The following is a 24,289-nucleotide window of genomic DNA, read 5'->3' as shown; positions in this document are numbered from 1 at the left end:
CCCGATGGTGTCCCCGTCGGCATCCGCGCTAGTCGCCGGCCGGCCGGAACGCTGGTCGTCGCCGGCGCTGGTCGTCGCCGGCCGGCCCACCGGGACGCTGGCCGTCGCCGGCCGGGGCGCTGGGACGCTGGCCGTCACCAGCCGGCCCCCCGGAACGCTCGCCGTCACCAGCGGGCCCACCGGAACGCTCGCCGTCGCCGGCCGGCCCCCGGGAAGGCTGGCCGTCACCGGCCGGCCCACCGGGACGCTGGTCGTCGCCGGCCGGGGCGCCGGGTGGGATGAAGGGCAGGCCGGGCGGCGGGCCGGTCTCGATGAGGCGCCAGAGGGCGTCGGTGTCCAGGTGCTCCTCGACCAGATCGCCGAGCAGGTCCAGGGACCGCTCGCGGACGGCGGCGAACGCGGTGTCGGGCGCGACCCGGAACCCGTGCCGGCCGGCCAGCCGGGCCGCCTCGGTGAGGAAGCGGCGGCGGAACTCGTCGGACTCGAACGCGCCGTGCCAGTGGGTGCCCTGGACGACCCCGAGGACGGCTCCCTCCCCGGTGCCGTCCGCGCAGGTCAGTAGCGGGGCGAGGGCGGGGTCGGCGGACGAGACGTAGCCGTGGTGGATCTCGTAGCCGCGTACCGGCACGTCGGGGCCGGCCGTGCCGGTGGACTGCCGGACGGTCTTGCGCGGGTCGAAGGTGATCTCGATGGGCAGCAGGCCCAGCCCGGGGACGCTGCCCCGCCGGCTCTCCACCGGGTCGTGGATGGCCCGGGCCAGCATCTGGAAGCCGCCGCAGATGCCGAGCAGCGGCTTCCCGGTCGCGGCGTGCGCCAGCACCGCGTCGGCGAGGCCGGTCTCCCGCAGCCAGGCCAGGTCGGCCACGGTCGACTTCGAGCCGGGCAGCACGACCAGGTCGGCGGCGGCCAGCTCGGCCGGCTCGACGGTCAGCCGGACCCGTACGCCCGGCTCGGTGGCGAGCGCCTCGACGTCGGTGGCGTTGCTGATCCGGGGCAGCCGGACCACGGCCACGTCCAGCCAGTCGGTGCCGTGCGGCGCGGCTGGGCGGCCGAGCACCCGGCCGTACGCGAGCGAGTCCTCCGCGTCCAGCCAGAGATCCAGCGCCCAGGGCAGCACCCCGTACGTCGGGCGGCCGGTGGCCCGGCGCAGCATGTCCAGCCCGGGTTGGAGCAGCCCGCGGTCACCCCGGAACTTGTTGATCACGAAGCCGGCGATCAGCGCCTGGTCGGCCGGGTCGAGCAGGGCCAGCGTGCCGAACATCGAGGCGAAGACGCCGCCCCGGTCGATGTCGCCGACCACGATCGTGGGCAGGCCGGCGTGCCGGGCCAGCCCCATGTTGACGTAGTCGCCCGACCGCAGGTTGATCTCCGCGGGACTGCCGGCGCCCTCGCAGATCACCACGTCGTAGGCGGCGCGCAGCTCGGCGAGGGCCGCGTACGCCGTCTCGGCGAGCCGGGGCCGCAGCTGGCGGAAGTTGCCCGCGGTGACGGTGTCGACGGCCTCGCCGAGCAGCACCACCTGACTGGCCAGATCGCTACCGGGCTTGAGCAGCACCGGGTTGAACCGCAGGTCGGGGGCGAGGCCGCAGGCGGCGGCCTGCATCGCCTGCGCCCGGCCGATCTCGCCGCCCCGCCCGTCCGGGCCGACCACGACGGCGGAGTTGTTCGACATGTTCTGCGCCTTGAACGGCGCCACCTTGACTCCTCGGCGGTGCAGCCACCGGCAGATGCCCGCGGTCAGCACGCTCTTGCCGGCATCCGAGGTGGTGCCGGCGACCAGCAGCCCCCCGCTCACCGCGCGCTCCCCCGCCCGCCGCCGCCCAGGACGCGGCGCCCGGCGGCGTTCACCAGCCGGCCCAGGGTCAGCGGATACGCGGCGGCCAGCCCCAGCGCGGCCAACCCGACCGCGCCGGAGATCCGGGCCGCCCGCTTCAGGTGCCGGGCCTCCGGACGGGGGCCGTCGCCGAGGTACGGGCGCACCTCCGAACGACCGAAGTAGACGTTGCGTCCACCCAGCCGTACGCCGAGCGCGCCGGCCATCGCCGCCTCGCACTGCCCGGCGTTCGGGCTCGGGTGGTCGTTGCGGTCGCGGCGCCAGACCCGCCAGGCGCGGTCCCGGTCGCCACGCCCGGTCGGCGCCAGCGCGACGGTGAGCAGCCCGGTCACCCGCGCGGGCACCAGGTTGAGCAGGTCGTCGAGGCGGGCGGCCGGGGTGCCGAACCGGGCGTAGCGGGTCGAGCGGTGACCGACCATGGCGTCGAGGGTGTTCGCCGCGCGATAGCCGAGCAGGCCGGGCAGCCCGGCGACCGCGCCCCACAGCAGCGGGGCGACGACCGCGTCGGAGGTGTTCTCCGCCACCGACTCCACGGTGGCGCGGGCCAGTTCCGGCTCGTCGAGCGCGGACGGGTCCCGGCCGCAGAGGTGGCCGAGGCGTTGCCGGGCCGCCGGCAGGTCTCCGTCGCGCAGCGCGCGGCCCATCACGGTCGCCTCGTGTCGCAGGGTGCGCCCGCCGAGCACGGTCCAGGTGCCGGCGGCGACCAGCACCGCCCGGGCCACCGGGCGGCGCCGGGTGGCGACCGTGGCGACCGCGCCGAGCAGCACCGGCACGCCGACCGCCACCGCGGTGAACGCCGCGCCGGCCGGCCGGTCCGGGCGGTACATCCGCCGTTCCAGGGTGCCCGCCGCGCGGCCGAAGCCGGCCACGGGATGCCACCGGCGGGGATCACCGAGGAGCGCGTCCAGGGCGTACCCCGCGGCCAGTCCCACCGCGTTCGCCACCGGCGCAGCCTGCCGCACCCGTCACCACCTCCGGCCGGCCAGCCTAGACCAGCCCCACCCACCCACTCCCCGCCCCGCACACCGCCACCCCGAACCGGGGGCGACGCGCGGAGCGCACCCTCGGCCGGCGTCGGGCGTGGGCTCGAGCCGGGGCAGAAAGCACAAGCCCGGGCCGGGGCCGGGGCCGGGCCGGGGGCGGGCCGGGCCGAGGCCGAGCCGGAGCCGAAGCCGAACCGGAGCCGAAGCCGGGCCGGAGCCGAAGCCGGGCCGGAGCCGGGCCGGAGCCGAAGCCAGGCCGGAGCCAGGCCGGAGCCGAGGCCGGAGCCGAGGCCGGCCCCGGAGGCCGCAACTTCAGGGAAGTTGCGGCCTCCGGGCTCGGGGACACCGCTACTTCCCCGAAAGTGCGCGGATCTCCCGGCAGCCGTCCGCAGCGCCGGGAGCGAGCGCGGCGGGCGGCGCGGAGGTGTGGCCCCGAAGCGGGGTGGCGGCGGCCGGCCGTCACCCCGCCCCCGTCGTCGGGGCACCTCCGCACCCTGCTCACGCCGGCTGCGGCACCCGGCCCCGCCCCCGTCGACCACGGCCGGCCGGAGCCGTTCCCGAGCCCTCCGCCGCCGAGCCCCGCTCGCCATCCGGCACGTCTACCCCGCCCGCCGGCGGGCCCAATTCGTCTACCCCGCCCGCCGGCGGGCCCAATTCGTCGGCCGCGCCCGCCTGCGGGGGCAGCTCGGCGGCCCCGCCGCCCCTTGGCGCCAGCTCGTCGGCTCCGCCCGCCAGCGGTGCCAGCTCGTCGGCCTCGCCGGTCAGCGGCGCCAGGGCGTCGGCGTCGTCCACCAAGCCGTCGACGTCGACCGTCCGACCCGGGCCGCCGGCCTCCTCGTCGTCACCGCCGTCCGTCCGCTCGTCGAACGGGTCGAGCGGGCCGGTGCCGGCGGCGTCGGCGGGCAGGCCGCGACCGGGCCGCGGCGGGGCGAACTCGGGCACCTCGAAGTCGTCGTCCAGCGGGCGGTCCTCGGGCCGGACCGGGGCCTGGCCGCCCGGCACCGGCTCGGTCGGCTCGCCGTGCACCCGCCGCTCCGCCTCGGCGTCCTCGACGGTGCTGGTCGCCATGCCGGGCCGGTTACGCAGGAAGCGGCCCCGGCCCCGGGACAGGTCGTGCCCCACGGCGACCGCCTCCAGCTCGTAGAGCGTGCGGTGGTTGCCGGCGTCGTCGGTCCAGTCGCGGGTGTAGAGCCGGCCGCACACCACCACCGGGTCGCCGACCATCACCGAGGCGGCCACCCCCTCGGCGAGCTTGCGCCAGCAGTTGACGCGCACCCGCAGGCTGTTGCCGTCGACCCAGCGGCCGCTGTCGCGGTCGAGGCGGCGGGCGGTCGAGGCGACCTTGAAGTTGGCCACCAAGGTGTTGCTCTGGGTGGTGCGCCGCCACTCGGGTGCGGTCAGCACGTTGCCGACGATCGTGACGTACGTGTCGAACATCGTCCCTCCAGGGGAGATCGGGCTTGGCTTGGCGAGTCGACTCGTGCCGAGCCTGGGCCGGCGGCCCGCCTGGCGCCAGCCCGTGCCGCCGGCCTGTGGAAAGCCCGGCTGGCTGTGGACAACGCCCTGATCAAGGGCCCGGTGTGCTATGCCGTGGCTCGCCGCCCGGGTCCGGCTGCTCTGGGCGGCGGGGGCTGAGCGGGCGCGGACTGCCGATCAAGGGGCGAGCGGCCCGGCGACGACGGCCGGCCGGCCCTGGGCCGGCGGCGATCACGACCGGACGATCGGAGGTGCGACAAGTGTCGCGTTCCGGGCGGAGCGCGGCTGGGTATGGATTTGATCAACCGCACCGCCGACAGCACGACGTCGAACGAAAGGTCAGCGCCATGATGACGACCACCACCCGTTCCGCCCGCGTTCCCGGCCAGGTGCGGCGATGAGCGCCGTCGCGAACCCGGCCACGGTGGCCGAGTGCCTGCGGGTCGGCGCCGGGTTCTCCCAGGGCGACCGGAACTGGATCGTCGAGCAGTTCGCCACCCTCGACGCCCGGTTGGCCGCGTTCCACGCGGACGCCACCGAGCTGGAGGTGTCGGTGAAGGACCGGGACTCCCGGGGGCAGAAGGTCACCCTGGAATGCTGGATCGCCGGCCGGCAGAAGATCGTCACCACCTCCGCGGAGGAGGACCTGCGGGCCGCGCTCAACGACGCCCGCGACGATCTGCGGCGGCGGCTCAACGACGCGAAGACCCGGCAGGAACCGCGGCACAACAAGCACGTGCGGGAGATCGGCCAGCCGGGCCCGAAGGGCGGGGCCCCGGCGGGCGACGTCGACCCGGCCCGCGCCGACGTGGAGACCGCATGAGGCGTACGCCCGGCGTTCCCGTCCGCCGGGTGCGGGCGGACGGGAACGCCGGGCCACCGGGGGCTACCGTCCGGTAGCTTCCGGGCGTACCGTCACCGACGTGGAACCGGACGTGCTGGGCCCGCCGTACGAGCGGCAGACGATCGACCTGGGCACCGACGACGAGGGACCGGTGGTGGCGACCCTGGTCCGCCGCCGCTCCGACCGCCCCACCGGGCGCGCCGTGCTCTACACGCACGGCTTCACCGACTACTTCTTCCAAGCCCACCTCGGCCACTTCTTCGCCGAGCGGGGATGGGACTTCTACGCCCTCGACCTGCGCAAACACGGTCGCAGCCTGCTGCCGCACCAGACCCCGAACTTCTGCCGCGACCTCAGCGACTACTTCCCGGAGCTGGACGCCACCGCGAAGATCATCCGCGACGACGACGGGCACGACACCCTGCTCGCCATGGGCCACTCCACGGGCGGGCTGGTCATGCCGCTCTGGGCGCACGCCCGCCGGGACGCCGGGATCATCGACGGCGTCTTCCTCAACAGCCCGTTCTTCGACCTGAACGCCCCCTGGGTGCTGCGCCGGCCCGTCGCGGCCGCCGCCGCCCGGCTGGGCCGGCGGGTGCCCCGCCGGGTCCTGCCGTTCGGGCTCGGCACCGTCTACAGCGAGACCATCCACGCCGAGCACCACGGCGAGTGGCAGTACGACCTGGAGTGGAAGCCGCTCGCCGGGTTCCCGGTCCGGGCCGGCTGGCTCAACGCGATCCGCACCGGCCAGCGGCAGCTACGCGCCGGGCTGGACATCCAGGTGCCGGTGCTGCTCGCCTGCTCGACCCGCTCGTTCAGGGGCACGAAGTGGCACGAGTCGGCGGCGCTCGCCGACGCCGTGCTGGACGTGGAACACATGGTGCGCTGGGCGCCCCGGCTCGGCCGGCACGTCACCGTGGCCCGCTTCGACGGCGGCATGCACGATCTGACGCTCTCCGGCCCGGCCGTACGGGAGAAGGTCTTCACCGAGGTGGGCCGCTGGGCCGAGGCGTTCCTCGGCGCCGGGCCGACCGACGTACGCCCGGGCGGGGACGCCGGGGTGCCCGGACGTCGGCAGCCGGCGGACCAGCCGGCGGGTGCCCCGGCCCAGGGCTGACGCGGCCGGCGATTCCCGGCGGTGGGTCAGGCCTGGCCGGGCGCCGGTATCGCGGCCCGGATCCGGTCGAAGGTGGCCAGCGGGTGCCCGCCCTCGGCGGCGGGCAGCACCAGACCCAGGCAGTGCAGCGCGACGTCGCCGGCGGCGTCCGCCTGCACCCCGAACACGGGCGCGCCGACGTAGCCGGGCGGCAGTTCCGTGGTGATCCGGACGGCATCCCCGGCCCGCACGACCTGCTCGATGGCCACCTCCAGCGGCCGGGCCCCGTCCTCCCGGACGCCGTTGGCCAGCACGAACGCCGACCCCGGAGCCGCGCCCACCCGGGCGACCGCGTCCGCCCCGGCCGCGACGCCCTCGGTCACCTGCTGGATCCGCCACCGCCAGCCCGCGCGGCGCGCGTCCTCGTGCAGGCCGGCGGTGGGCAGGATGGCCACCCCGACCTCCGGCCGGCGGGTCCACCCGTCCGGCACCGGCACCACGTCGGGCGCCGCGCCGGCCGGTTCCGTCACGCTCGCCCGCACCCCCAGCTCACCGGGCGACTCCCCGATGAGGGCGTCGGCGGTGAGCAGGTACTCCCCCGCCGGGTCGCGGAAGAAGAAGGCGGTGCCGGCCGCCGTCGGGGCCACGCCGGTCCCGCGGTACGGCAGGATGGCGCGCCCGAGGAGCTGGCACAGCTCGTAGGCGACGTCGTTCTCGGCGTCCGGGTCAAGCAGCACGAGGCCGAGGGTACGGAGCGGAAACGGCGGGGTGGGCGGCGGGCCGGAATCCGGGTGCCAGCTGCACGCAGTGCGTGCGACGCTGATCAGCGGCGTGGCCGCCGGGCACCCGATCCACCGCTCACGCCGGGGGCGGCGGTACCCTTCTGGCGCGACGACCACACCATGCGCCCGTAGCTCAGCGGATAGAGCAGGGGACTTCTAATCCCAAGGCCGCAGGTTCGAATCCTGCCGGGCGCGCCACCTCCCACCAGCGCAAACGCTGATCGCTGCTGATCTTCGACTAGGCCCGGCCCCACCCGGAGCCCACCGCGTCAACTGCGCGCACGCTGTACCAAGCGCCGCAGCAGGTGCGCCGTGATGGCTGCCTGACGGGTGCTCAGCGCCAGCAGGGCCAGCGGGTTCGGGTCCTTGGCGGGGTCCTGGTCGTAGCCCTCCACGCAGACCACCACCGGCAGCCCACGCGGCCGGTCGGCCTGGTGCAAGGCAAGCCGGAGATACATTGCCTCGCGGTCCTCCGGCCGCAGCAACACGGGTCGTGAGCAGTGCGCGCCAGCGGGGCGGTCCGGGGTCACGGTGCACTCGTGGCGGTCACACCAATGAGGATGCACAGGTACGTTGTTCATGGGCCGGGGCTCCTTCCCGGTCAAGGCCCCGTCCGGTGTCGCTAGCACCGCGCACGGGGCCGACTACTTACCGTGACCGCACGGTAGTCGGCCCCGCCGATGGCGAGCAAGGAAAGGCGACGCTGTCGCACGGGCTCGCTACCGTGGCGAGCATGGCGATCGTTCGGGTCCGGGCGCGGGTGGCTACCACGCATGCAATTCCCGCCTACGGCGGATTCCAACTAGCTGAGAGCGCCTTGCACCAGATGGCAGAGGCGATCGCGAGCGGCAGCATCCCCATGCGGCTCCAGCATGATCTCGCGCGCCCGCTGGCCCCCACGAACGTCACCGCCGGGGTGGAGCAGATGGAGGACGGCGAGTTTGCGGTCTGGACGGAGTTCGATATCGACGAGGACGGGTGGGCTCGGTTCGAGGCCGAGCGGCTGGAAGCCGGCGCGCCGGGCGGGTTCTCGTTCACCACGACGACGACCTTCGCCACCCGGGGCGAGCCCCCATACGACCTTGTCATCGCGGCTGACGCCTCGCACTTTCCTGCGCGAGCGACACTGGCCACGGCGGAGACACTGCCGCCGGGGCTATCCGTCGAGCTTGCTGAGCTGTTCCAGTTCTCGTGGGTGCCCGAGCCGAAGGTCCTGATCGAGATCGGGATGGCCCTCCTTATGTCCACCCCTAGTGATCTTCTCGGTTTGATGTTGACCGAGGTCGCCAATCGACTCAAGGCTCAACTCAAGGAGGATTCACCAGCGCCAACGTTCGAGGTGCGGGTGAGCCGCACGCCGAGGTCGAAAACCACTCAGGTCAAGATCACGGCGATGAGCGACGAGGGATTGCAGCAGGCGATGCAGCAGGTCCCGGCCATCCTTCGGGCAGAAGGCCAAGCGGCATTCTGGGATGACCAAGCGCGCCAGTACCAGCAGGTAGCGGGCTTGCAGGCCACGCCGGGCCAAGCGGAGCTCGACGCCTCCAGTTCTGCGTAGGGCAGCGTTCGGGCCGCTTGCCTTGCGGATGGGCGGCCCCGCCGATGGCGAGCAAGGAAGGCCCTATGCGGTCTCACCCTCGTCCGCCGCCTGTTGGCTGGCGTTGACCCGACGACGAGGCAGGGGGAGCGCTGACGTGGGCGGGTGCGGGGAGGAAGCTTCAAGCAGGCGCTGAAGATCGGCCGCCGGCACCTTCCAGCGAACCCTGGCGATCAAGGCGATGACGAACAGCAGCAGTCGGAGCACCGCGTAGGCCACCAGCACGCTCGCCCCAGCGCCCAACAGGTTTTCGGGCATGGATGAACAGACCCCTTCGGGAGCCTGCACCGTGCCCAATCGGCTAGCAGGAAGGCTTCGGCCGCAACGGCTCGGGCGCTTATCGACTTCTCTCCTGGATGGTAGCAGGGATCAACCGTTGTAGACGGCTGTGAGATGGGCGTCGCCTCGGTGCAGCGCCGCGTAGACGTCCATTGCGGCCACTACCTGTTCCCCACACCGGCACACGAGGAAGAGCGCAGGGCGGCCAAGGCCCTGTTGCTCGGCCTCTTCTTCTAGCCGCCTGTGCCACCCCTCGTTCAGGACGCTCAGTCCGCGGATGTGGTACAGGATCTCGCCCTCGTCGTCTTCGTACGTCTCAATCCAGGGGTCCCGGATGGCTGCCAGTGCCCACGGGAAGAGCTTGCGAGCGTTGGCTGCGGCTTGCACCGACCTTTCCCTGCCGCCCGCAGAGGTGTTGGGCGGCAGACCCCGTACGGCCGGGACGAACACGGGGAGGGCGCAGGTGGGGTAGACCAGCCCGAGGACGTGGCCTTTCGCCTTGCACCGGACGGTGAGCGCCACCCGCCCACGGAACCGTCGCTCCTGCTTCGGGTCTAGGCCACGCCGTATCAGATCCCAGAGCGACAGCGTCTCGGCAGCCTGCTTCTCCCAGAGGTCGGCCATGTGTTCCCACGTCCTCGTCCCACGGTGCCGCTCCGCCCGCTGCCGGTGGCGGGTCACCTCCTTCTCTAGCTGGGCTGCCCAGTCTTGAACGGCGTTCTCCAACTCGCGGCGTCGCAGGAGGGAGACCACGTGAGGGTCCATCTTCTTGGGCATCCATTGATTGTCGCGCCGGTGTCCAACATGGGGCGCGGCCAGCGCTCGGGGCCGCCCACCGGCAAGGCAGACGGCCCCGAAACGACCGTTACGCGCGACGCGCTACCCCGCCCGCCGCTTGCGCCGCTCGGCGGCCAGGTCAACGACCCCGCCCGCTGTAGCCGACGCTGCTGGCTGCGGCTCAACCGAATGGGCTCTGACGTGCCGTTGCCCTCATGCCGCTGTTCCGTCCCGCCTGTGCGGGCTGGTCAGCTTGCCGAGGGCAGTCCCAGAGCCTCGGGGTGTTGCTGGCACCGAGGCTACCGCTGGCCGCGCGTGCCGAGCAACCGAACTGGCGAGAGTGGACCCACCCTGCTCGCCGGCCGCACCCCGGCCCCACCCGTGTCACTGGTAGCCGAGGGTGGTCAGGAGTGCTCAACCACGCCGTTTCGCCTGGTCAGACGGCAGATTTGGTCACCGTTGGTAGTCGACGGCGCGGCCGGATTACGCCTTCTAATCCCAAGGCCGCAGGTTCGAATCCTGCCGGGCGCGCAGCCACTTCTTTGCTCTGACTGGCTCGCGTGGGGCTATTCGTGGTGCGAGCGCGCTACGGCGGCCCCGCGGCAGCCTCGAACGGACGCGCCAAGCGTCAGCGCGGCGAGATCGAAACTCTTCCTAGTTCTGGGCAGAGTGGGTGGAGCACGCTCGCCGGCCTCAAACGGCATGACGCCGATGCCTTGGATCACCTGCTCGCCGGAGTCCGCGGAGGAATGGGCAGCTTCAGCGATCTCGTGCGTGGGGACTGGTCCTGGCCCGTCGGTCCGGCACCCGTCGAGATCCAACAGGCCAACAGTCGTCTGAGCGAACTCCGTCATAGGTGCTACTCCCTGGCACCTTCCCTTCGCGCTGAACTCCGCCGTCCTTGACGGCGGGCGGGGCAGGGGCGAGGGGTGCGCAGCCGAGGCGGCCAGGTAAACGGAGTGACGGGCCGGGCGGCAGCGGTCCACCATCGACTATGCCCGAGCACCGACCCGCCGAGCCGGACATCGTCCGCTACTACACCGACGTCTTCGTCGAGGCCGACCGGCTGTCCCGCGCGCCGCATGGGCGCCTGGAGGCGTTGCGTACCCGCGACCTGCTCACTCGGCTGCTGCCGCCGGCACCGGCGACGGTGCTGGACGTCGGCGGCGGCCCCGGCGCGTACGCCGGCTGGCTGGCGGGCGCCGGGCATCGCGTGCACCTGGTCGACCTGGTCCCGGCGCACGCGGCGGCGGCCCGCCGGGCGCACCCGGCGGTGACCGCGACGGTCGGCGACGCGCGGCGGCTGCCGCTGGCCGACCGTTGCGTCGACGCGACCCTGCTGCTCGGGCCGCTATACCACCTCACCGAGCGCGCCGACCGGTTGGCCGCACTGGGCGAGGCGCTACGGCTGACCCGGCCGGGCGGCGTGGTGGTCACCGCGACGATCAGCCGGCACGCGCCGCTGCTGGATCTGACCCGGCAGGGGCGGGTCGACGACCGCACCCGTCCCGCCCTGCTCGCCGCCTACGCCTCCGGGGTCAACGACCCGGTCTCCGGCTTCACCACGGCCTACTTCCACCGCCCGGCGGAGGTCGTCGACGAGTTCCGCGCCGCCGGGCTGCCCCGGCCCGAGTTGTACGGCGTCGAAGGTCCGCTCTGGCCGCTGCTGCCGCTGGCCGGCGGCCCGGGGACCGACGGCACGCTCTTCGCCGAGGCGCTGCGCTGCGCGACCCTCTTCGAACGCGATCCCGAGGTGCTCGGCGCCAGCTCCCACCTGCTGGCCGCGGCGCGGACACCGCCGAGCTGACCCTTCGGTGACATGACGGTCATGGGCAGTGACGCCCGGCGGAAAGCACCGGTTGTTCGCCGGCGTTGATCTCTGCGGCGCCCGGATCCGATGATGTTCGCGGTGACGTACGAGGACCCGCACGCCGCCGCGGTGGAGACGGTGTTCTGCGCGGCGATCGCACACGGACCTGAGCACCGGCGGCTGTTGTCGGACGCGCGGGCGCTTCTTGTCGTTCCGCCCGACCCCGGTGCCGACCGAACTTGACCTCGTCCAGGCCAGCGGTTTGTCGCGCCCAGTCCGGTCGATCAGCTACCAAGCGGCTGGTGCGGCACGAAGGTCCTGCTCGACCCGCTCTCGGACCGCCGGCGCGTCGACGCTCAGGTCGCGCAGAATGGCGGCGGCGTCGCCGGCCTCGTCCTCGATGAGGGCAAGCAGGAGGTGGCTGGTGCCCGTGTCGGGGTGTCGGTAGGCCAGCGAGATCTCCATGGCTCGTGCCATCGCGGTGACGACCTCGGCGCCCGTGAACGGGTCGCCGGGGCGCTGGCTGCTCAGTTGTCCGGCGAGCACCTCGGCCGGCGGCTCCTCGGGCCCGCCGCGACCGAGGGCCAGCACGCGTAGGCGGTCGGCATCGACACCGTGGGTACGCAGGACGGCCGCACCTCGGTTGCGGCCGGAGTGGTGAGCGGGCACCCGGAACCGGGCCGCTTCGAGCGTGGCGTCGTGTGTGAGCATCGCGAGCAGGATGTGCAGTGGACCGATCACGTCATCGCCGAGCCGGATCGCCTGGCGTCTCGCCTCGAAGTCGACCGCGACGAGGATCGGGCCGAGGCGGCTGAGCCGAGATGCGCGCGCGAAGAACTGTCCCGCGAGTCGGTCGAGCAGCGACCCGGATTTCGGCCAGATCGCCAACCTCTCGTCCTCGAGGTCCGGATAGGGCTCGTCGGCCGAGCGCATCGCCGGTTCCGCGCGCAACCGGTCGACGGCCTCCAGCCGCGAGTACTCGTAGGGGTAGACGTAGCGCGTCCCGTCGCAGCCGGGCATCTGCAGCATCCCGAGCACGAGATGGGACAGGTTGGCGAACGGTAGACCGTTGTCACGCGCGACCTGCAGCGCGCCGACCAGCGTGGTACGAACGCCGTTCGTCCAAGGTGGGCGTTGGCTCCCGCCCCGCACGTCGGACTTTCCGAGCCGCCGGTCCGGCTGGCGGTGGATCCTCCACTCGACCTCGCGCAGAACCGCCCGCACCTCCTGGTCGTACTCGCTGACCGACCCGGACACCAGTTCGCCGACTGCCCGCCCCGCCGGGATACGGCGTGGATCGGCGGCCATCCGCATGAGGTTCGCACCGCTTGCGCCCGCCAGCAGCCACGGCGGAACCGACTTGGGGTACATGGCCACCCGGCACAGCAGGTCGACGGTGCCGATGCTGCCCGCCCCGCGCCGCACCGCCGCTGAATACGCCTGCAGCAACACCCTCATCGGCATCGCGCCGAGCGCGACGAACGGCGGCTGCCCCTCGGTGGCGTTCGAGGCTTCCATGATCGTGACCGTAGGCGGCCATGGACGGTGGCGCTACCGCCGTTCGTGCCGCCAGGACAACACCCGCACGCTGCCACCCTCTTCGGACCCGATCCCGAGGTGCTCGCTGCCAGCTCCACCAGCCGGCCGCGGCGCGGACACCGGCGAGCCGACCCCTCGGCGACACGCCGGGTACGGACAGTGAACCCCGCCGGAAGCACATGTTATTCTCCGGCGTCGATCTCCGCAGCGCGGACCCGGATCGGGTCGTTGTCGCAAAGGACTCCTCCCGATGTCGGCCGTTCCCACTCCGACCACGCCGCCGACCCCGCTGGACAATCCGGCCGGCGGCGCGTTCACGCTCATCTTCACCACGATTCCCGCCCTGCTCCGGCTGACCTGCGGGCTGGCCGGCGCGGCGGTGGCGCTCGCGGTCCGCACCCCGCCGGTCGAGTCGGGGCTGCTGGTTCCGGCGGTGGCCGGGCTGACCGCCTGGTCCGTCTGGTACGCCGTGCGGGCGCTGCGGCACGGCGTCACCGCGGCGCTGGTGGTCGCCGACGTGGCACTGACCACGGCCACCTGCCTGGCGATCCCGGTGCTGGTGGCGCCGGAGGTGCTGCCCGGGGAGGGGAGCTGGGTCGCGGTGCTGGCCAGCACCACGGTGATCAGCGCCCAGGCCACCGCGCCGTTGCGCTGGTCGGTCCCGGCCGGGCTGCTGGTCACCGTCGGCTACGCGGCCGGCGCGTACACCGCCGGCAATCCCGAGGAGGCCACCGCGCACGCGGCGACCCTGCTGATGCAGACGGCCTGCGCGGCGATGATGACGGCGGTGATGCGGCGCCGGATCGGCCGGGCCGACCGCGGCTTCGCCGAGCACCAGCGGTTGACCCGGGAGGCGCTGGTCGCCCGGACCGCCCGGGACGCCGAGCGGCGGCAGAACCGGGACCTGCACGACACCGTGCTGGCCACGCTCACCATGGTCGGGTTGGGCGCGGTCGCCGGCCCCTCGGCGGGGCTGCGCCGGCGGTGCGCCGCGGACCTGCGCACCCTCCGGATGCTGGCCGACGCCCGGTCGGCCCCGGGCGGCGGGCCGGTGCCACTGGACGACCGGCTGCGGGCGGTGCTGGACCGGCTGCCCGAGCTGCGGGTGACCGCCGGGCTGACCTCCTGCGCGGTGCCGGGGCCGGTCGCCGAGGCGATCGCCGAGAGCGCGTACGCCGCGCTGTCCAACGTGGCCCGGCACGCCCCGGGCGCCACCGCCACGCTGCGGCTGGACCGGGCCGCCGGCGCCGTCGCGGTCGTGGTCGCCGACGACGGTCCGGGCTTCGACCCGCTGCAGGTGCCGGCCCACCGGTACGGCCTGCGCGAGTCGGTCCGCGGCCGGATGGCGACCGTCGGCGGGCGGGCCGTGGTCGACTCCGCTCCCGGCGCGGGCACCCGGATCCGGCTGGAGTGGTCCGATGTCCACTGAGACCGGTGCGACGGCGACCGGCGGAACGGCGGGCCCGGCAGCCGACGCGACCACGGGCGCGGCAACGGCCGACGGAGCGACCGGCACGGCGGCGGGTGGGACGACGAACGCGCCGGCCGGCGGGATCCCCGGGCCGCGGAGCCCCGCGGCCGGCGGCCCGGCGGCGGAGACCGGGGCACGGCAGGCGGCGGCCGCCGTGGCCAGCGCCTCCGACCGGGGTGCCCGGGTCGTGGTGGTGGCGATCGCGCTCGCCTGGCACGCCGCGATCGGGCTGCCCGCGGTGCTGGCGGCGCGGGCCGACCTCGCCGCGCCCGCGGTGGTGGCGGCCGGCTGGCTGGTGGTCGCGACCACCGGCGTGCTGGCCGGCGTCCGGCTGCTGCGCGACGCCCCGCTGCCGGCCTGGCCGCTGGCCGCGCTGCTGCTGGTGGTCGACGCGGCGGTCTTCGCCGCCGCCGGCGAGCGGCAACTCTTCACCGCCGCCAACTGGGTGTGGGGCACCCTCGGCTGGTTCTTCGTGCTGGTGCTCTGGGGGCGGCGGGCCCTCGGGCTGCTCGCGCTGCTGGCCGCGCACTCGCTGATCGCGCTGCTCGCCGTGCTCGGCCACGGCGCGACCGCCCCCGCCGACCTGGCCCGCTACGCGATGTACGTGTACGGCACCTCGTCGCTGCCGATGGCGGTCTTCGTGGGCGGCGCGGTGATCGCCACGCTGGCCCGCGAGCGGGCCGGTGCCGCCGCGGCGGCGCACGCGATCGCGGCGGAACGGGAGGCCGCCGAGCGGGCCCGCCGGGACCGGCGGGAACGACTGGCGCTGGTCAGCGGGACGGCCGAGGCGGTGCTCGCCGAACTCGCCGACGGGCGGGCCGACCCGGCCGATCCGGGCGTGCAGCGCCGCTGCGTGCTGGCGGCGGCCCGGCTGCGCCGCCTCATCGCCGAGTCCGACGACGTGCCCGACCCGCTGCTGCACGAGCTGCGGGCCGCCGCGGACCTGGCCGAGCGGAGCGGCCTGCCGATCGACCTGGTCACCATCGGCACGCCGCCGCCGTTACCGGTGGCGGTCCGCCGGCGGCTGGCCGACCCGCTCACCGCCGCCCTGGCCGGTGCCCGGGACTGGGCCCGGCTGACCGTGGTGTCCGGGCCGGACGAGGTGGTGGTCAGCCTGGTCGCGCCGGACCGGGACGGCCCGGACGGCACCCGGCCGTCGCCGGACCACGCCGGGGACGACGACCGGGTGGAACAGCTCTACGAACACGACGGGGAGATCAGATGGACGCGGACCCGGTGGCGGCGGTGACCGGCGAGCGACCGGTGGGCGTGGCGATCGTCGACGACCATCCGGTGGTGGTCGAGGGGGTGCGGGCCTGGCTGGCCACCGAGCCCCGGCTGACCGTGCTGGCCACCGGCGACGACCCGGACGAGGTGCTGCGGGCCGCCCCGGCGGCCGACGTCGTCCTGCTCGACCTGCGGCTGCACGGCCGGATGGTGCTGGACAAGCTCGCCGAGCTGAGCGCGGCGGGTCGCCGGGTGGTGGTCTACTCCGAGCACACCGACCCGGACACCATGCTCGCCGCCCTCGACACGGGGGCGGTGGCGTTCCTCGCCAAGCACGAGGGCCGGGAGCACTGCGTGGCCACCGTGCTGGCCGCGGCCAGCGACCGCCCGTACGTGCCGCCGGCGCTGGCCGGCGCGATCGTCGGCGACGCCCGCCCGGACCGGCCCGTCCTGTCGGACAAGGAACGCGAGGCGCTGCTGCTGTGGTTCCAGTCGATGTCGAAGGCGTCGGTGGCCCGCCGGATGCGGATCAGCGAGCACACCGTCAAGCAGTACGTCGACCGGGCGCGGATCAAATACACCCGGGCGGGGCGACCGGCCGCCACGAAGGCGGCGCTGCTCGCCCGGGCGATCGAGGACGGGCTCATCCGGCCGGAGGAGATCGGCATCTACCGGTCACAGGCGTCCTACGACCGGCCGACCCCCTAACGGGCGTCATGACACCGGGGGTCGGGGTCGGCGACGCTCGGTGCGAAAGGTCGTCCGCTCCGGGAGGTCGTGACCATGCACGACGACGCGTCCCCGTTCTTCGTCGGTCCGCACCGGTTCGACGCGCCGGACGACGACGTCGCCCCGGTGCTCGACCGGCGCCACGAGCTGGTGGGAGAACCCGGCGAGCGGGTGCTCTGGCGGCACCGGCTGCACGCGGCGGGCCACCTGCTCGGCCCGTCCGAGGGGTGGCAGCGGTGGACGCTGCCGGCGCCGGTGGCGGTGACCGTCACCGACCGGCGGATCGCGTACGCGGGCACCGGCTCGCAGCTCGCCGTGGTCGGGCGGCCGGACGACACCGCCCGGCACCGTCGCGGCGCCCGGGGGCCGGGCCTGGTCAGCGGTCAGATCCGCTGGCAGTGGCCGTCCCGCCTGGAAGTGGTGCCGGCCGGCCCGGGCCGGCCGGCCCGGCTGCTGATCGTCTGCGACGCGCTGCGCACCATCTGGCAGCCGGCGCTCGCGCTGGCCGGCCCGGCCGACGAGGTCACCGAGCTGTCCCGGCAGGTACGCCGGTCGGTGGCCACCTTCCGGCTGACCCGGCCGCAGCTGGTCGACCTCTCCCCGGCGGAGCGGGACGTGCTGCGGCTGCGCGCCGGGGGCGGGCCGCTGGCCGGCGACGGACGGATCACCCTGCCCGGGTCACTGCCGGTCGAGTTCCGCTCCCGGGACGACTACTACCATCCGGAGCGATCGGACTCCGGGTCGCGCGGGCCCGCAGCCGGCGCAGCATGCGGGCGTCGGTGAACCCGACCGTACGGGCGGCGGCCTCCACCGTGCTGCCGTGCCCGATCAGGTGCTCGGCGCGTTCCACCCGCAGCAGCTGCTGGTAGCCGAGCGGGGTCAGCCCGGTGGCCTGACGGAACAGCCGGGTGAGGGTCCGCTCGGCGACCCCGCCGACGGCGGCGAGGTCGGCCAGCGGCAGCGGCTCGGCGAACCGGGAGTCGATCAGGTCCTGCACCCGGTGCACCGCGTCGGACAGGTGCGAGCGGTGCCGCATCATGGCGCTGGCCTGCTGTTCGTGGCCGTTGCGCCGGGCGTAGACGACCAGCGTCCGGGCGATCCGGGCGGCCGCCGACGGGCCGTGCCGGGTGGCCACCAGGTGCAGCGCCACGTCGATGCCGCTGGCGATGCCGGCCGAGGTGACCACCCGGTCGTCGACCACGTAGAGCACGTCGCGGACCACCCGGGCCGCCGGGAACCGGCGGTCCAGGTCGTCCTGCACGTCGTGGTGGGTGGTGCAGCGCCGGCCGTCGAGCAGGCCGGCCCGGCCCAGGGCGTACGCGCCGGCGCAGACGCTGGCCACCGTCCCGCCCCGGGCGTGGTGCTCGGCCAGCCGCCGCAGGTCGGCCGGGCCGACCGGCCCCTGCGGGCCGTGCGCGCTGACCCGCCACCCGGGCACCACCACCAGGTCGTCGCCGGTCAGCTCGGGCCAGTCCAGCCCGGCCACCAGCGGTACGCCCTGCACGGTCGGGACCTGCGGCCGGTCGGCGACGTAGTGCAGCCGGTAGTCGTACCCGAGGTCGGCGGCGGTGGAGAAGACCTGGGCCGGCCCGGCCAGGTCCAGCAGGTGCAGCTGCGGGACGAGCAGGAAGACGACCCGGGCCATCGGTTCAGCCCCGGGCGCCGGCCGGGACCGCGCCGGTCACCTCGGCCACCGTGCGGATGGTGGCGAACCGGCCGGCCAGCGCGTACTCGGTACGGGCGATCATCTCCTCGTTCGACAGGGTGCGCGGGTCGGCGAGGAGCTCGGCCAGGGTGGCGGCCGCCGGCAGGTCCCGGTGCGGGGTCGGGAAGGTCACCGTCGCGTCGGTCACGAAGGTCACCTCGTAGCCCAGGTCGCAGCCGACCCGGGCGGTGGTCTCCACGCACTGCTCGGTGCGGATCCCGCAGACGGTGATGTCACGGATGCCGGCCAGGGTCAGCAGCTGCTGGAGGTTGGTGGTGGTGAACGCGTTGTGCGAGGTCTTCACCAGGGTCGGCTCCCCGGCCGCCGGGGCCAGCCCGTCGATCAGCCGGACGTGCCCGTGCGCCGGGTCGAAGACACCGCCGCTGCCCGGCTCGGCGTGCAGGACCCAGACCACCAGGTCGCCCCGGTCGCGCGCCGCGGCGACCAGCCGGTCGACCGCGCCGACGATGTCGGGGTTGGAGGCGTACGCCCAGGTCGGGCGCTGCCGGAACGACTCCTGGACGTCGATGACGACGAGTGCTGCTCTGCTCATGACCTGAATCCTGGCCAACCCGGCGCCGCCACGGCAGACACCATCCCGCCCCACCCCGGACCGATCCAGCCAACCACCCGCCCCTGCCCTGCCCTCCCTCGCGATCTTGCACATTCAGCCCTCCTCTTGCACCTTTTGCCCCTGATGCCGGGGCAAAAAATGCAAGATCGCGGAGGGTCAGGCCGTGGAGGTGCGGCGACCGCCGGCGTCGAGGGCGGCGGCCTCCTCGGGGGTGGGGGCGGTGCCGCCGAGGTGCGCGGGGAGCCACCAGCGGTCGTCCGGGCCGGCCGGCGCCTCCGGGTACTCCCGCTGGGCGCGGTCGACCAGCGCGTCCAGCCGGATCTTCAGGTCCGCGGTCATCGCGTTCGTGTCCGGGTAGCCGGCCGGGTCCATGGGCTCGCCGACCAGGATGGTGATCGGGGTGTGCCGGCGGGTGAGCGTGCGCGGCCGGCCCTTGGTCCAGAGCCGCTGGGTGCCCCAGAGCGCCACCGGCAGCACCGGCACGCCGGCCTCCTGGGCCATCCGGGTGGCGCCGCTCTTGAGCTCCTTGACGGTGAACGAGCGGCTGATCGTGGCCTCGGGAAAGACGCCGACCACCTCACCCCGGCGCAGGGCGCTGACCGCCGTCGCGTACGACCCGGCGCCCGCCCGGCGGTTCACCGGGATGTGCCGCATCCCGCGCATCAGCGGACCGGAGACCTTGTGGGTGAACACGGACTGCTTGGCCATGAAACGGACCAGCCGCTTCGCGGGGTGCGCGCCCAGGCCGCAGAAGATGAAGTCCAGGTAGCTGACGTGGTTGCTGGCCAGCACCGCCCCGCCTGTGCGCGGGACGTGGTGGGCGCCGTCGATGGTGATCTTCAGGTCGAGGACCCGGAACATCGCCTTGGCGGCGGCGATCACGGGCGGATACACGAGTTCCGGCATCCGCAGACGGTACCCTGCCCGGCTGGGAGTCACGCCAGGGCCGAGTGTTGTTCCGGTCCCCCGGCGCCGGGTCCGCCGGGCCTGCCCCGCCGCCGGTTTTTCTGCCCGTCGCAGAGCGGACGGGCGCCCGGCCGCAGGCGGGGCCACGATGGCGGGATGACCGAACGCGCGGTGCTGCTCTGGATCCACGGCGGCGGCTGGCGCGCCCGCTCGACGGAGGACGGCGCGGCGCTGGCCCGGTACGGGCTGCGGGTGGTGCCGGCGACCTACCGGCTGGTCGACCGGGCGCACTGGCCGGCCCAGCTCGACGACGTACGCGCGGCGGCGCGGCGGGCCCGCGCGGCGGCCCCGGGCCGTCCGCTGCTGGTGGCGGGCGACTCGGCCGGCGGCACGCTCGCCCTGCACCTGGCGCTGCGCGGGGTGGACCGGCCGGACGACGTGACCGCCGGGCTGGCGTACTGGCCGGCCGTCGACCCGCTGGCGGTGGACTGGCGGCGGCTGCGCGGCGGCGACGACCCGTGGGCCGGGCTGCTCGGCCACCCGCCGGCCACCGGTGACCCGGCGACCGTGGACGCCACCGTCACCACGCACGCCGGCAACGGGGTGCCGGTGCTGCTGGTGCACGGGGTCGCCGACCGGTCGGTGCCGGTCAGCCAGACGGTCGACCTGGCGGCGGCGCTGCTGGCCGCCGGGCACCCGGTGCACGGCTGGCTCACCCACGGCGGGCACGCGCTCGACCTGCGCCGGCCGGACCTGGCGGCGGTGACCGGGGCGTTCCTGGACACCGTCCTGCCGGCCGACTGACGCGGACCCGCCGGCGGCCGGGGCGGCCGCCGGCGGGTCGGACGATCCGGTCAGCCGGCCACCGGCTCCTCGATCTCGAGCCGGCCCCGGGCGAACGCGTCCACCCGGCCCCACCGGCCCGGGATGTCCAGCACCTCGATGCGCCCCATCCCGATCGGCAGCCGCGGCTCCACCGCCAGGTGACCCTCGTGCGGCTCCAGGCCGAGCATGGTGCGCAGCAGCAGCATCGGGGTGCCGGTCGACCACGCCTGCGGGCTGCACGCGGTCGGGTACTCCACCGGGAACTTCGTCAGCTCACGCGGGTAGCCGCCGAACGCCTCCGGCAGCCGGCCCTGGAAGTAGGTCGCCGCGTCCAGGATGCCGCTGGCGATGGTCGCCGCCTCCTCCGCGAAGCCGTACCGGCGCAGCCCCCAGGCGATGAACGAGTTGTCGAACGGCCAGATGGTGCCGTTGTGGTAGCCGATCGGGTTGTAGCGGACCTCCCCCTCGGCGAGCGTCCGCACCCCCCAGCCGGAGAAGAGCCGGGGCCCGACCAGATGCTGGGCGATCTTCTCGGCCCGGTCGTGGTCGACGATGCCGCTCCACAGCAGGTGCCCGACGTTGGAGCTGAGCACGTCGCACTGGCGGCCGTCCGGGTCGAGGGCGAGCGCGTAGTACTCGCCGTCCGCCACCCAGTAGTCGCGGTTGAACCGCTCCTTCAGCTGGGCCGCCTCCCGCTCCAGCTGGTCGGCGTAGTCGGGGTCGTCCCAGCACTCGCGGGCCAGCCGGGCGGCGCGCATCTTCGCGTCGTACGCGTACCCCTGCACCTCGCAGGTGGCCCGGGGGAACGGCGGCAGCTTGCCGTCCCGGTAGGAGACCGAGTCCCAGGAGTCCTTCCAGCACTGGTTCTCCAGGCCGGTGTCGCTGTTGCGGCGCTCGTACCAGATGTAGCCGTTGCCGACCAGGTCGGCGTAGTCGTCGACCCACTTCAAGGCCGCCCGCGACTCCCGCTCCAGCTCCTTGACCAGCGTGACGTCCCCGGTCCACCTCTCGTACTCGTCGAGCAGCACCACGAACAGCGGGGTGGCGTCCACCGAGCCGTAGTACGGCGTGTGCGGCTGCTCCTCGAAGGCCGCGGTCTCGCCGTAGCGCATCTCGTGCAGGATCCGCCCCGGGTCCTCGTCCCGGAAGTCGTCGAACCGGGTGCCCTGCAACGCGCCAAGGATCCGCAGCGTGGTCTTGGACAGCTCCGGCGTGAAGGGCAGGGTCTGGAGGCAGGTCAGGATGCTGTCCCGGCCGAACATGGTCATGAACCAGGGCAGTCCGGCCGCCGGCAGGGCCGCCCCGCCGAGGGAGAGCGGCGAGAAGCGCAGCGCCGCCAGGTCGATCAGGCTGCGCCGGTAGGTGGCGCTCAGGTCCTCGTGCTGGGTGTTCACCGAGGGCGCGTTGCGCACCCACTCCTCCAGGTCGTGCTGGAGGGCGAGCCGCTCGGTGCCGTGGGCCCGCAGCCCCATCCGCAGATCCCGGCCCCCCGGCCCGACCGCCAAGGTGTTCACGTTGATCACCGTGCCCCACTGCTCGTTGGGCTCCAGGTGGACGGCGTACGCGAAGCCCTGCCGGTCGTAACGGGCCGGCGCGGACGAGGAGATCACCGTCTCCCGCTTGAAGTTGCCCCGCCGGTAGCCGAGGCGCAGGCAGTTCGCCTCGGCCTCGGCGTAGAGCTCACCCTTCTTGTTCACGATCTCGTCCTTGACCTGGAACAGGTCGGCGAAGTCGGCCGCCGCCTCCATCCGGATCTCCAGGTCGACCGGCTTCTCGTCGTGGTTGAGGATGGTGACCTGCTCGCGGAAGCTGCCGCAGACCATGCGCTCCCGGATCACCGACAGCTTCGCGTCGATGTAGTGCGTCGCCACGCCCGGCACCAGGAAGAACCGGGCCTCGTAGTACTGCAGGTCGTCGAAGGAGAGGGAGTTGAGCCGCTCCCCGTTGATCGTCATCACCCAGGTGGACAGGAAGCGCATGTCGAGGGCGAAGAGTCCGGTCGGCTCGCTCGGCGTCGCCTCGATGTCCCCGGTGTCCTCGGAGACCACGAAGGTGTTGCCGTCCAGGATCCGGATGGTGTTGCTCTGCCCCATCAGTGCTTCCCCCTCTCGAAGCGCCGGCGCGGCCCGCGGCTGTCCGGCGGGCCCGGAAAGAGCCGCTCGACCTGCACCACCAACCGGGCGTCGCCGGTCACCGTCATGTCGCCCCGGAACAGCGCCGCGATCCCGTTCTCCCGACCGGTGGCCAGGTCCTCGAAGAGCGCCGGGGTGGTCCCGATGACGGTGTCCGCCTCGGCGTCCTCCTGGCTCACCTCGATCCGGCCCCGGTTCATCCGCAGCAGCCAGTGCGTGGTCTGCGCCCCCTCGTGCAGGTCGAAGCGCAGGGTTCCCGTGGTCTTCGCCAGCACAGGTTCGAAGCCCCGCCGGTCGAGCTCCTCGAAGAACCTCGTGGTCGCGTCCACCGGTCCTCTCCTCCCCCGTCGGTCGGTCCCGGCCCGCCGGTCCGGCGGGCGGGTGTCACGTACGTCCCACGTGTCGACGTTCGGCATCGGTGCACGGGTCCCCGGCCGGGGCGGGGTCAACCTCGCCCGGATCGGGTGAGCCGGCGACCGGTCGTCGGGGCCGGGCGGTAGCCTCCGGAAAGCCGGGCGGAGTGCGGGAGGTCGCATGGCGAAAGGCGGACCGGAGGTCGGCCGGGAGCAGGTCCTCGCCTACCGGGCGACCGCCCAGGAGCTGCACCGCCCCGGGCTGGCCGCAGCCGACCTCGCGGTGCTCGGTCTCGGCGTGCAGGACACTCCCTACGGCTCCGCCCGGCTGGCGCTCGCCGCCCGCGGCGCGGCGCCGGCCGACGACGACCGGCTGGAGCTGGTCTGGTCGGTGCGCGGCGCGCCACACCTGCACCGGCGCGCCGATTTGCCCGGCCTGGCCGCCGCGATCTGGCCGCTGGACGACGCCGACGCCACCCGGCGCATCCCCGGCCGCATCCGGGAGGGCGCCCGGCTCGGGCTGGCCGCCTTCCGGGCCACGGCGGCCGCGTTCGCCGCGGTGGTCACCGCGCCGATGGCCCGGGGCGACGTGAGTCGCGCGGTCAGCGACCGGGTGCCGGCCGAGCTGACGTACGACTGCGAACCGTGCGGCGCCCGGCACATCTCCGGGGCGCTCTTCCAGCAGGCCGGTCTCGCCGGCGGGGTACGGCTGGAGGTCTCCGGGCGGGCGGCGACGCTCGCCCCGCTGCCCGGCTGGCCCGGCCCGCCCGAGCAGGCGGCGGGCACCGACGCGCTGGCGCTGGCCTACCTGCGGTTGCTCGGGCCGGCCGCCCCGGCCGACGTGGCCGGCTTCCTGGGCACCAGCGCCGGCGCGCTGCGCGCGGTGTGGCCGGCAGGGCTGGTCGAGGTGCGGGTGGCCGGCCGCCGGGCCTGGCTGCCGGCCGACCGGCTCGACGCGCTGCGCGACGCCCGGCCGGCGCCGGGCGTCCGGCTGCTGCCGCCCGGCGACCCGTTCCTGCAGGCCCGCGACCGGGGCGTGCTGGTCCCGGAGAAGGCCCACCAGGCGCAGCTCTGGCGGATCCTCGGCAACCCCGGAGCCCTGCTGGTCGACGGCGAGGTCGCCGGCGTCTGGCGGGCGAAGGTGGCGGGCCGGGGCGCGCTGGAGCTGACGGTGAGCCCGTTCGACGGCGCCCTGCCCGCCCGCGCCCGCCGCGAGCTGGACGCGGAGGCGGCCGGCGTGGCCGCCGTGCGTGGTGCCACCGACGTGCGCGTCCGCATCGAGCCGGCCTGACCGTTCCGCGGCGCCCGGCCGCCCGGGGTGCTCACCCGCCCCACCGCGGCGCATCGGCA

Annotated in this window: 24 protein-coding genes and 1 tRNA gene; 12 read left to right on the top strand and 13 right to left on the bottom strand. The window is 74.5% G+C overall.

Annotated features, from left to right (window positions below; all coding sequences use genetic code 11):
- Positions 1 to 28 precede the first annotated feature (28 nt).
- The 3 genes from AC1WTP_RS15800 to AC1WTP_RS15790 all read right to left on the bottom strand — a co-directional run bounded on the left by AC1WTP_RS15800 (position 29) and on the right by AC1WTP_RS15790 (position 4,254).
- The gene (locus tag AC1WTP_RS15800; RefSeq protein WP_481650006.1) at positions 29 to 1,795 is read right to left on the bottom strand and encodes a cobyric acid synthase; all 1,767 of its coding nucleotides are present in this window, start codon (positions 1,793 to 1,795) and stop codon (positions 29 to 31) included.
- Entirely contained in the window at positions 1,792 to 2,796 is a 1,005-nt protein-coding gene (locus AC1WTP_RS15795; RefSeq protein ID WP_481650005.1) for a cobalamin biosynthesis protein, read from the bottom strand. The genes AC1WTP_RS15800 and AC1WTP_RS15795 overlap by 4 nt, the downstream gene beginning before the upstream one ends.
- Positions 2,797 to 3,315: 519 nt before the next feature.
- Positions 3,316 to 4,254, bottom strand: coding sequence for a single-stranded DNA-binding protein (locus tag AC1WTP_RS15790; RefSeq protein WP_481650004.1), 939 nt, complete (start codon positions 4,252 to 4,254; stop codon positions 3,316 to 3,318).
- 436 nt (positions 4,255 to 4,690) lie between these two features.
- On the opposite strand from AC1WTP_RS15790, the gene AC1WTP_RS15785 reads away from it, so the two are divergent.
- Both AC1WTP_RS15785 and AC1WTP_RS15780 read left to right on the top strand, forming a co-directional pair.
- A complete protein-coding gene (locus AC1WTP_RS15785; RefSeq protein ID WP_481650003.1) occupies positions 4,691 to 5,116 on the top strand; it encodes an HPF/RaiA family ribosome-associated protein in 426 nt (141 codons plus the stop codon).
- Between the two features lie 100 nt (positions 5,117 to 5,216).
- Positions 5,217 to 6,254 (top strand): alpha/beta hydrolase, encoded by a 1,038-nt coding sequence (locus AC1WTP_RS15780; RefSeq protein ID WP_481650002.1) that lies wholly within the window; start codon positions 5,217 to 5,219, stop codon positions 6,252 to 6,254.
- 26 nt (positions 6,255 to 6,280) lie between these two features.
- Here the strand turns inward: AC1WTP_RS15780 and AC1WTP_RS15775 are convergent, their stop codons facing one another.
- A complete protein-coding gene (locus tag AC1WTP_RS15775) occupies positions 6,281 to 6,970 on the bottom strand; it encodes a hypothetical protein (RefSeq protein WP_481650001.1) in 690 nt (229 codons plus the stop codon).
- 167 nt (positions 6,971 to 7,137) lie between these two features.
- Between AC1WTP_RS15775 and AC1WTP_RS15770 the strand changes: the two genes are divergently transcribed.
- Positions 7,138 to 7,213, top strand: a tRNA-Arg gene (locus AC1WTP_RS15770).
- A gap of 71 nt (positions 7,214 to 7,284) precedes the next feature.
- On the opposite strand, the gene AC1WTP_RS15765 is transcribed toward AC1WTP_RS15770, so the two are convergent.
- On the bottom strand, positions 7,285 to 7,596 hold the full coding sequence (locus tag AC1WTP_RS15765) for a hypothetical protein (RefSeq protein WP_481650000.1): 312 nt from the start codon (positions 7,594 to 7,596) through the stop codon (positions 7,285 to 7,287).
- 152 nt (positions 7,597 to 7,748) lie between these two features.
- Here AC1WTP_RS15765 and AC1WTP_RS15760 point away from each other — a divergent pair, with 152 nt between their 5' ends.
- Entirely contained in the window at positions 7,749 to 8,573 is an 825-nt protein-coding gene (locus tag AC1WTP_RS15760; protein WP_481649999.1) for a hypothetical protein, read from the top strand.
- 63 nt (positions 8,574 to 8,636) lie between these two features.
- Here AC1WTP_RS15760 and AC1WTP_RS15755 read toward each other — a convergent pair whose 3' ends face one another.
- A complete protein-coding gene (locus AC1WTP_RS15755) occupies positions 8,637 to 8,870 on the bottom strand; it encodes a hypothetical protein (RefSeq protein ID WP_481649998.1) in 234 nt (77 codons plus the stop codon).
- A gap of 111 nt (positions 8,871 to 8,981) precedes the next feature.
- Positions 8,982 to 9,668, bottom strand: a complete 687-nt coding sequence (locus tag AC1WTP_RS15750; protein WP_481649997.1) for a hypothetical protein — start codon at positions 9,666 to 9,668, stop codon at positions 8,982 to 8,984.
- A 994-nt stretch (positions 9,669 to 10,662) separates the two neighbouring features.
- Between AC1WTP_RS15750 and AC1WTP_RS15745 the strand changes: the two genes are divergently transcribed.
- Entirely contained in the window at positions 10,663 to 11,475 is an 813-nt protein-coding gene (locus AC1WTP_RS15745; RefSeq protein WP_481649996.1) for a class I SAM-dependent methyltransferase, read from the top strand.
- A 102-nt stretch (positions 11,476 to 11,577) separates the two neighbouring features.
- A complete protein-coding gene (locus tag AC1WTP_RS15740) occupies positions 11,578 to 11,721 on the top strand; it encodes a hypothetical protein (protein WP_481649995.1) in 144 nt (47 codons plus the stop codon).
- Positions 11,722 to 11,766: 45 nt separating this feature from the next.
- On the opposite strand, the gene AC1WTP_RS15735 is transcribed toward AC1WTP_RS15740, so the two are convergent.
- Entirely contained in the window at positions 11,767 to 12,996 is a 1,230-nt protein-coding gene (locus tag AC1WTP_RS15735; RefSeq protein WP_481649994.1) for a Clp protease N-terminal domain-containing protein, read from the bottom strand.
- A gap of 271 nt (positions 12,997 to 13,267) precedes the next feature.
- On the opposite strand from AC1WTP_RS15735, the gene AC1WTP_RS15730 reads away from it, so the two are divergent.
- The 4 genes from AC1WTP_RS15730 (at position 13,268) to AC1WTP_RS15715 (ending at position 17,227) form a co-directional block, all read left to right on the top strand.
- A complete protein-coding gene (locus AC1WTP_RS15730; RefSeq protein ID WP_481649993.1) occupies positions 13,268 to 14,446 on the top strand; it encodes a sensor histidine kinase in 1,179 nt (392 codons plus the stop codon).
- Complete coding sequence (locus tag AC1WTP_RS15725; protein ID WP_481649992.1) at positions 14,436 to 15,737, top strand: hypothetical protein; 1,302 nt, start codon at positions 14,436 to 14,438, stop codon at positions 15,735 to 15,737. Before AC1WTP_RS15730 ends, AC1WTP_RS15725 begins: the two co-directional genes overlap by 11 nt.
- Complete coding sequence (locus tag AC1WTP_RS15720; protein WP_481649991.1) at positions 15,710 to 16,423, top strand: response regulator transcription factor; 714 nt, start codon at positions 15,710 to 15,712, stop codon at positions 16,421 to 16,423. Before AC1WTP_RS15725 ends, AC1WTP_RS15720 begins: the two co-directional genes overlap by 28 nt.
- 75 nt (positions 16,424 to 16,498) lie before the next feature.
- Positions 16,499 to 17,227, top strand: coding sequence for a hypothetical protein (locus AC1WTP_RS15715; protein WP_481649990.1), 729 nt, complete (start codon positions 16,499 to 16,501; stop codon positions 17,225 to 17,227).
- Here the strand turns inward: AC1WTP_RS15715 and AC1WTP_RS15710 are convergent.
- From AC1WTP_RS15710 to AC1WTP_RS15700, 3 genes are all read right to left on the bottom strand, one after another.
- Entirely contained in the window at positions 17,109 to 18,089 is a 981-nt protein-coding gene (locus tag AC1WTP_RS15710; RefSeq protein ID WP_481649989.1) for a GlxA family transcriptional regulator, read from the bottom strand. The two genes, AC1WTP_RS15715 and AC1WTP_RS15710, sit on opposite strands and share 119 nt — an antisense overlap.
- Positions 18,090 to 18,093: 4 nt before the next feature.
- Positions 18,094 to 18,702, bottom strand: coding sequence for a cysteine hydrolase family protein (locus AC1WTP_RS15705; protein WP_481649988.1), 609 nt, complete (start codon positions 18,700 to 18,702; stop codon positions 18,094 to 18,096).
- Positions 18,703 to 18,879: 177 nt separating this feature from the next.
- Entirely contained in the window at positions 18,880 to 19,629 is a 750-nt protein-coding gene (locus tag AC1WTP_RS15700; protein WP_481649987.1) for a lysophospholipid acyltransferase family protein, read from the bottom strand.
- Positions 19,630 to 19,785: 156 nt separating this feature from the next.
- Here AC1WTP_RS15700 and AC1WTP_RS15695 point away from each other — a divergent pair, with 156 nt between their 5' ends.
- Complete coding sequence (locus tag AC1WTP_RS15695) at positions 19,786 to 20,433, top strand: alpha/beta hydrolase fold domain-containing protein (RefSeq protein ID WP_481649986.1); 648 nt, start codon at positions 19,786 to 19,788, stop codon at positions 20,431 to 20,433.
- A 50-nt stretch (positions 20,434 to 20,483) separates the two neighbouring features.
- On the opposite strand, the gene AC1WTP_RS15690 is transcribed toward AC1WTP_RS15695, so the two are convergent.
- A complete protein-coding gene (locus AC1WTP_RS15690; RefSeq protein WP_481649985.1) occupies positions 20,484 to 22,547 on the bottom strand; it encodes an amylo-alpha-1,6-glucosidase in 2,064 nt (687 codons plus the stop codon).
- Entirely contained in the window at positions 22,547 to 22,915 is a 369-nt protein-coding gene (locus AC1WTP_RS15685; protein WP_481649984.1) for an SCP2 sterol-binding domain-containing protein, read from the bottom strand. Before AC1WTP_RS15685 ends, AC1WTP_RS15690 begins: the two co-directional genes overlap by 1 nt.
- Positions 22,916 to 23,120: 205 nt before the next feature.
- On the opposite strand from AC1WTP_RS15685, the gene AC1WTP_RS15680 reads away from it, so the two are divergent.
- Positions 23,121 to 24,230, top strand: coding sequence for a DNA glycosylase AlkZ-like family protein (locus AC1WTP_RS15680; RefSeq protein ID WP_481649983.1), 1,110 nt, complete (start codon positions 23,121 to 23,123; stop codon positions 24,228 to 24,230).
- Positions 24,231 to 24,289: the final 59 nt, after the last annotated feature.

Source organism: Micromonospora sp. R311, from assembly GCF_056780015.1.
This window is presented reverse-complemented; position numbering and strand designations above follow the sequence as displayed.

Bases quoted from the DNA above. Each gene is read 5' to 3' on its own strand.
- AC1WTP_RS15720 (WP_481649991.1), top strand. From the start codon at position 15,710: ATGGACGCGGACCCGGTGGCGGCGGTGACCGGCGAGCGACCGGTGGGC.
- AC1WTP_RS15760 (WP_481649999.1), top strand. From the start codon at position 7,749: ATGGCGATCGTTCGGGTCCGGGCGCGGGTGGCTACCACGCATGCAATT.
- AC1WTP_RS15710 (WP_481649989.1), bottom strand. From the start codon at position 18,089: ATGGCCCGGGTCGTCTTCCTGCTCGTCCCGCAGCTGCACCTGCTGGAC.
- AC1WTP_RS15690 (WP_481649985.1), bottom strand. From the start codon at position 22,547: ATGGGGCAGAGCAACACCATCCGGATCCTGGACGGCAACACCTTCGTG.
- AC1WTP_RS15755 (WP_481649998.1), bottom strand. From the start codon at position 8,870: ATGCCCGAAAACCTGTTGGGCGCTGGGGCGAGCGTGCTGGTGGCCTAC.
- AC1WTP_RS15680 (WP_481649983.1), top strand. From the start codon at position 23,121: ATGGCGAAAGGCGGACCGGAGGTCGGCCGGGAGCAGGTCCTCGCCTAC.
- AC1WTP_RS15750 (WP_481649997.1), bottom strand. From the start codon at position 9,668: ATGCCCAAGAAGATGGACCCTCACGTGGTCTCCCTCCTGCGACGCCGC.
- AC1WTP_RS15705 (WP_481649988.1), bottom strand. From the start codon at position 18,702: ATGAGCAGAGCAGCACTCGTCGTCATCGACGTCCAGGAGTCGTTCCGG.
- AC1WTP_RS15735 (WP_481649994.1), bottom strand. From the start codon at position 12,996: ATGGAAGCCTCGAACGCCACCGAGGGGCAGCCGCCGTTCGTCGCGCTC.
- AC1WTP_RS15785 (WP_481650003.1), top strand. From the start codon at position 4,691: ATGAGCGCCGTCGCGAACCCGGCCACGGTGGCCGAGTGCCTGCGGGTC.
- AC1WTP_RS15730 (WP_481649993.1), top strand. From the start codon at position 13,268: ATGTCGGCCGTTCCCACTCCGACCACGCCGCCGACCCCGCTGGACAAT.
- AC1WTP_RS15695 (WP_481649986.1), top strand. From the start codon at position 19,786: ATGACCGAACGCGCGGTGCTGCTCTGGATCCACGGCGGCGGCTGGCGC.
- AC1WTP_RS15765 (WP_481650000.1), bottom strand. From the start codon at position 7,596: ATGAACAACGTACCTGTGCATCCTCATTGGTGTGACCGCCACGAGTGC.
- AC1WTP_RS15745 (WP_481649996.1), top strand. From the start codon at position 10,663: ATGCCCGAGCACCGACCCGCCGAGCCGGACATCGTCCGCTACTACACC.
- AC1WTP_RS15790 (WP_481650004.1), bottom strand. From the start codon at position 4,254: ATGTTCGACACGTACGTCACGATCGTCGGCAACGTGCTGACCGCACCC.
- AC1WTP_RS15715 (WP_481649990.1), top strand. From the start codon at position 16,499: ATGCACGACGACGCGTCCCCGTTCTTCGTCGGTCCGCACCGGTTCGAC.
- AC1WTP_RS15725 (WP_481649992.1), top strand. From the start codon at position 14,436: ATGTCCACTGAGACCGGTGCGACGGCGACCGGCGGAACGGCGGGCCCG.
- AC1WTP_RS15700 (WP_481649987.1), bottom strand. From the start codon at position 19,629: ATGCCGGAACTCGTGTATCCGCCCGTGATCGCCGCCGCCAAGGCGATG.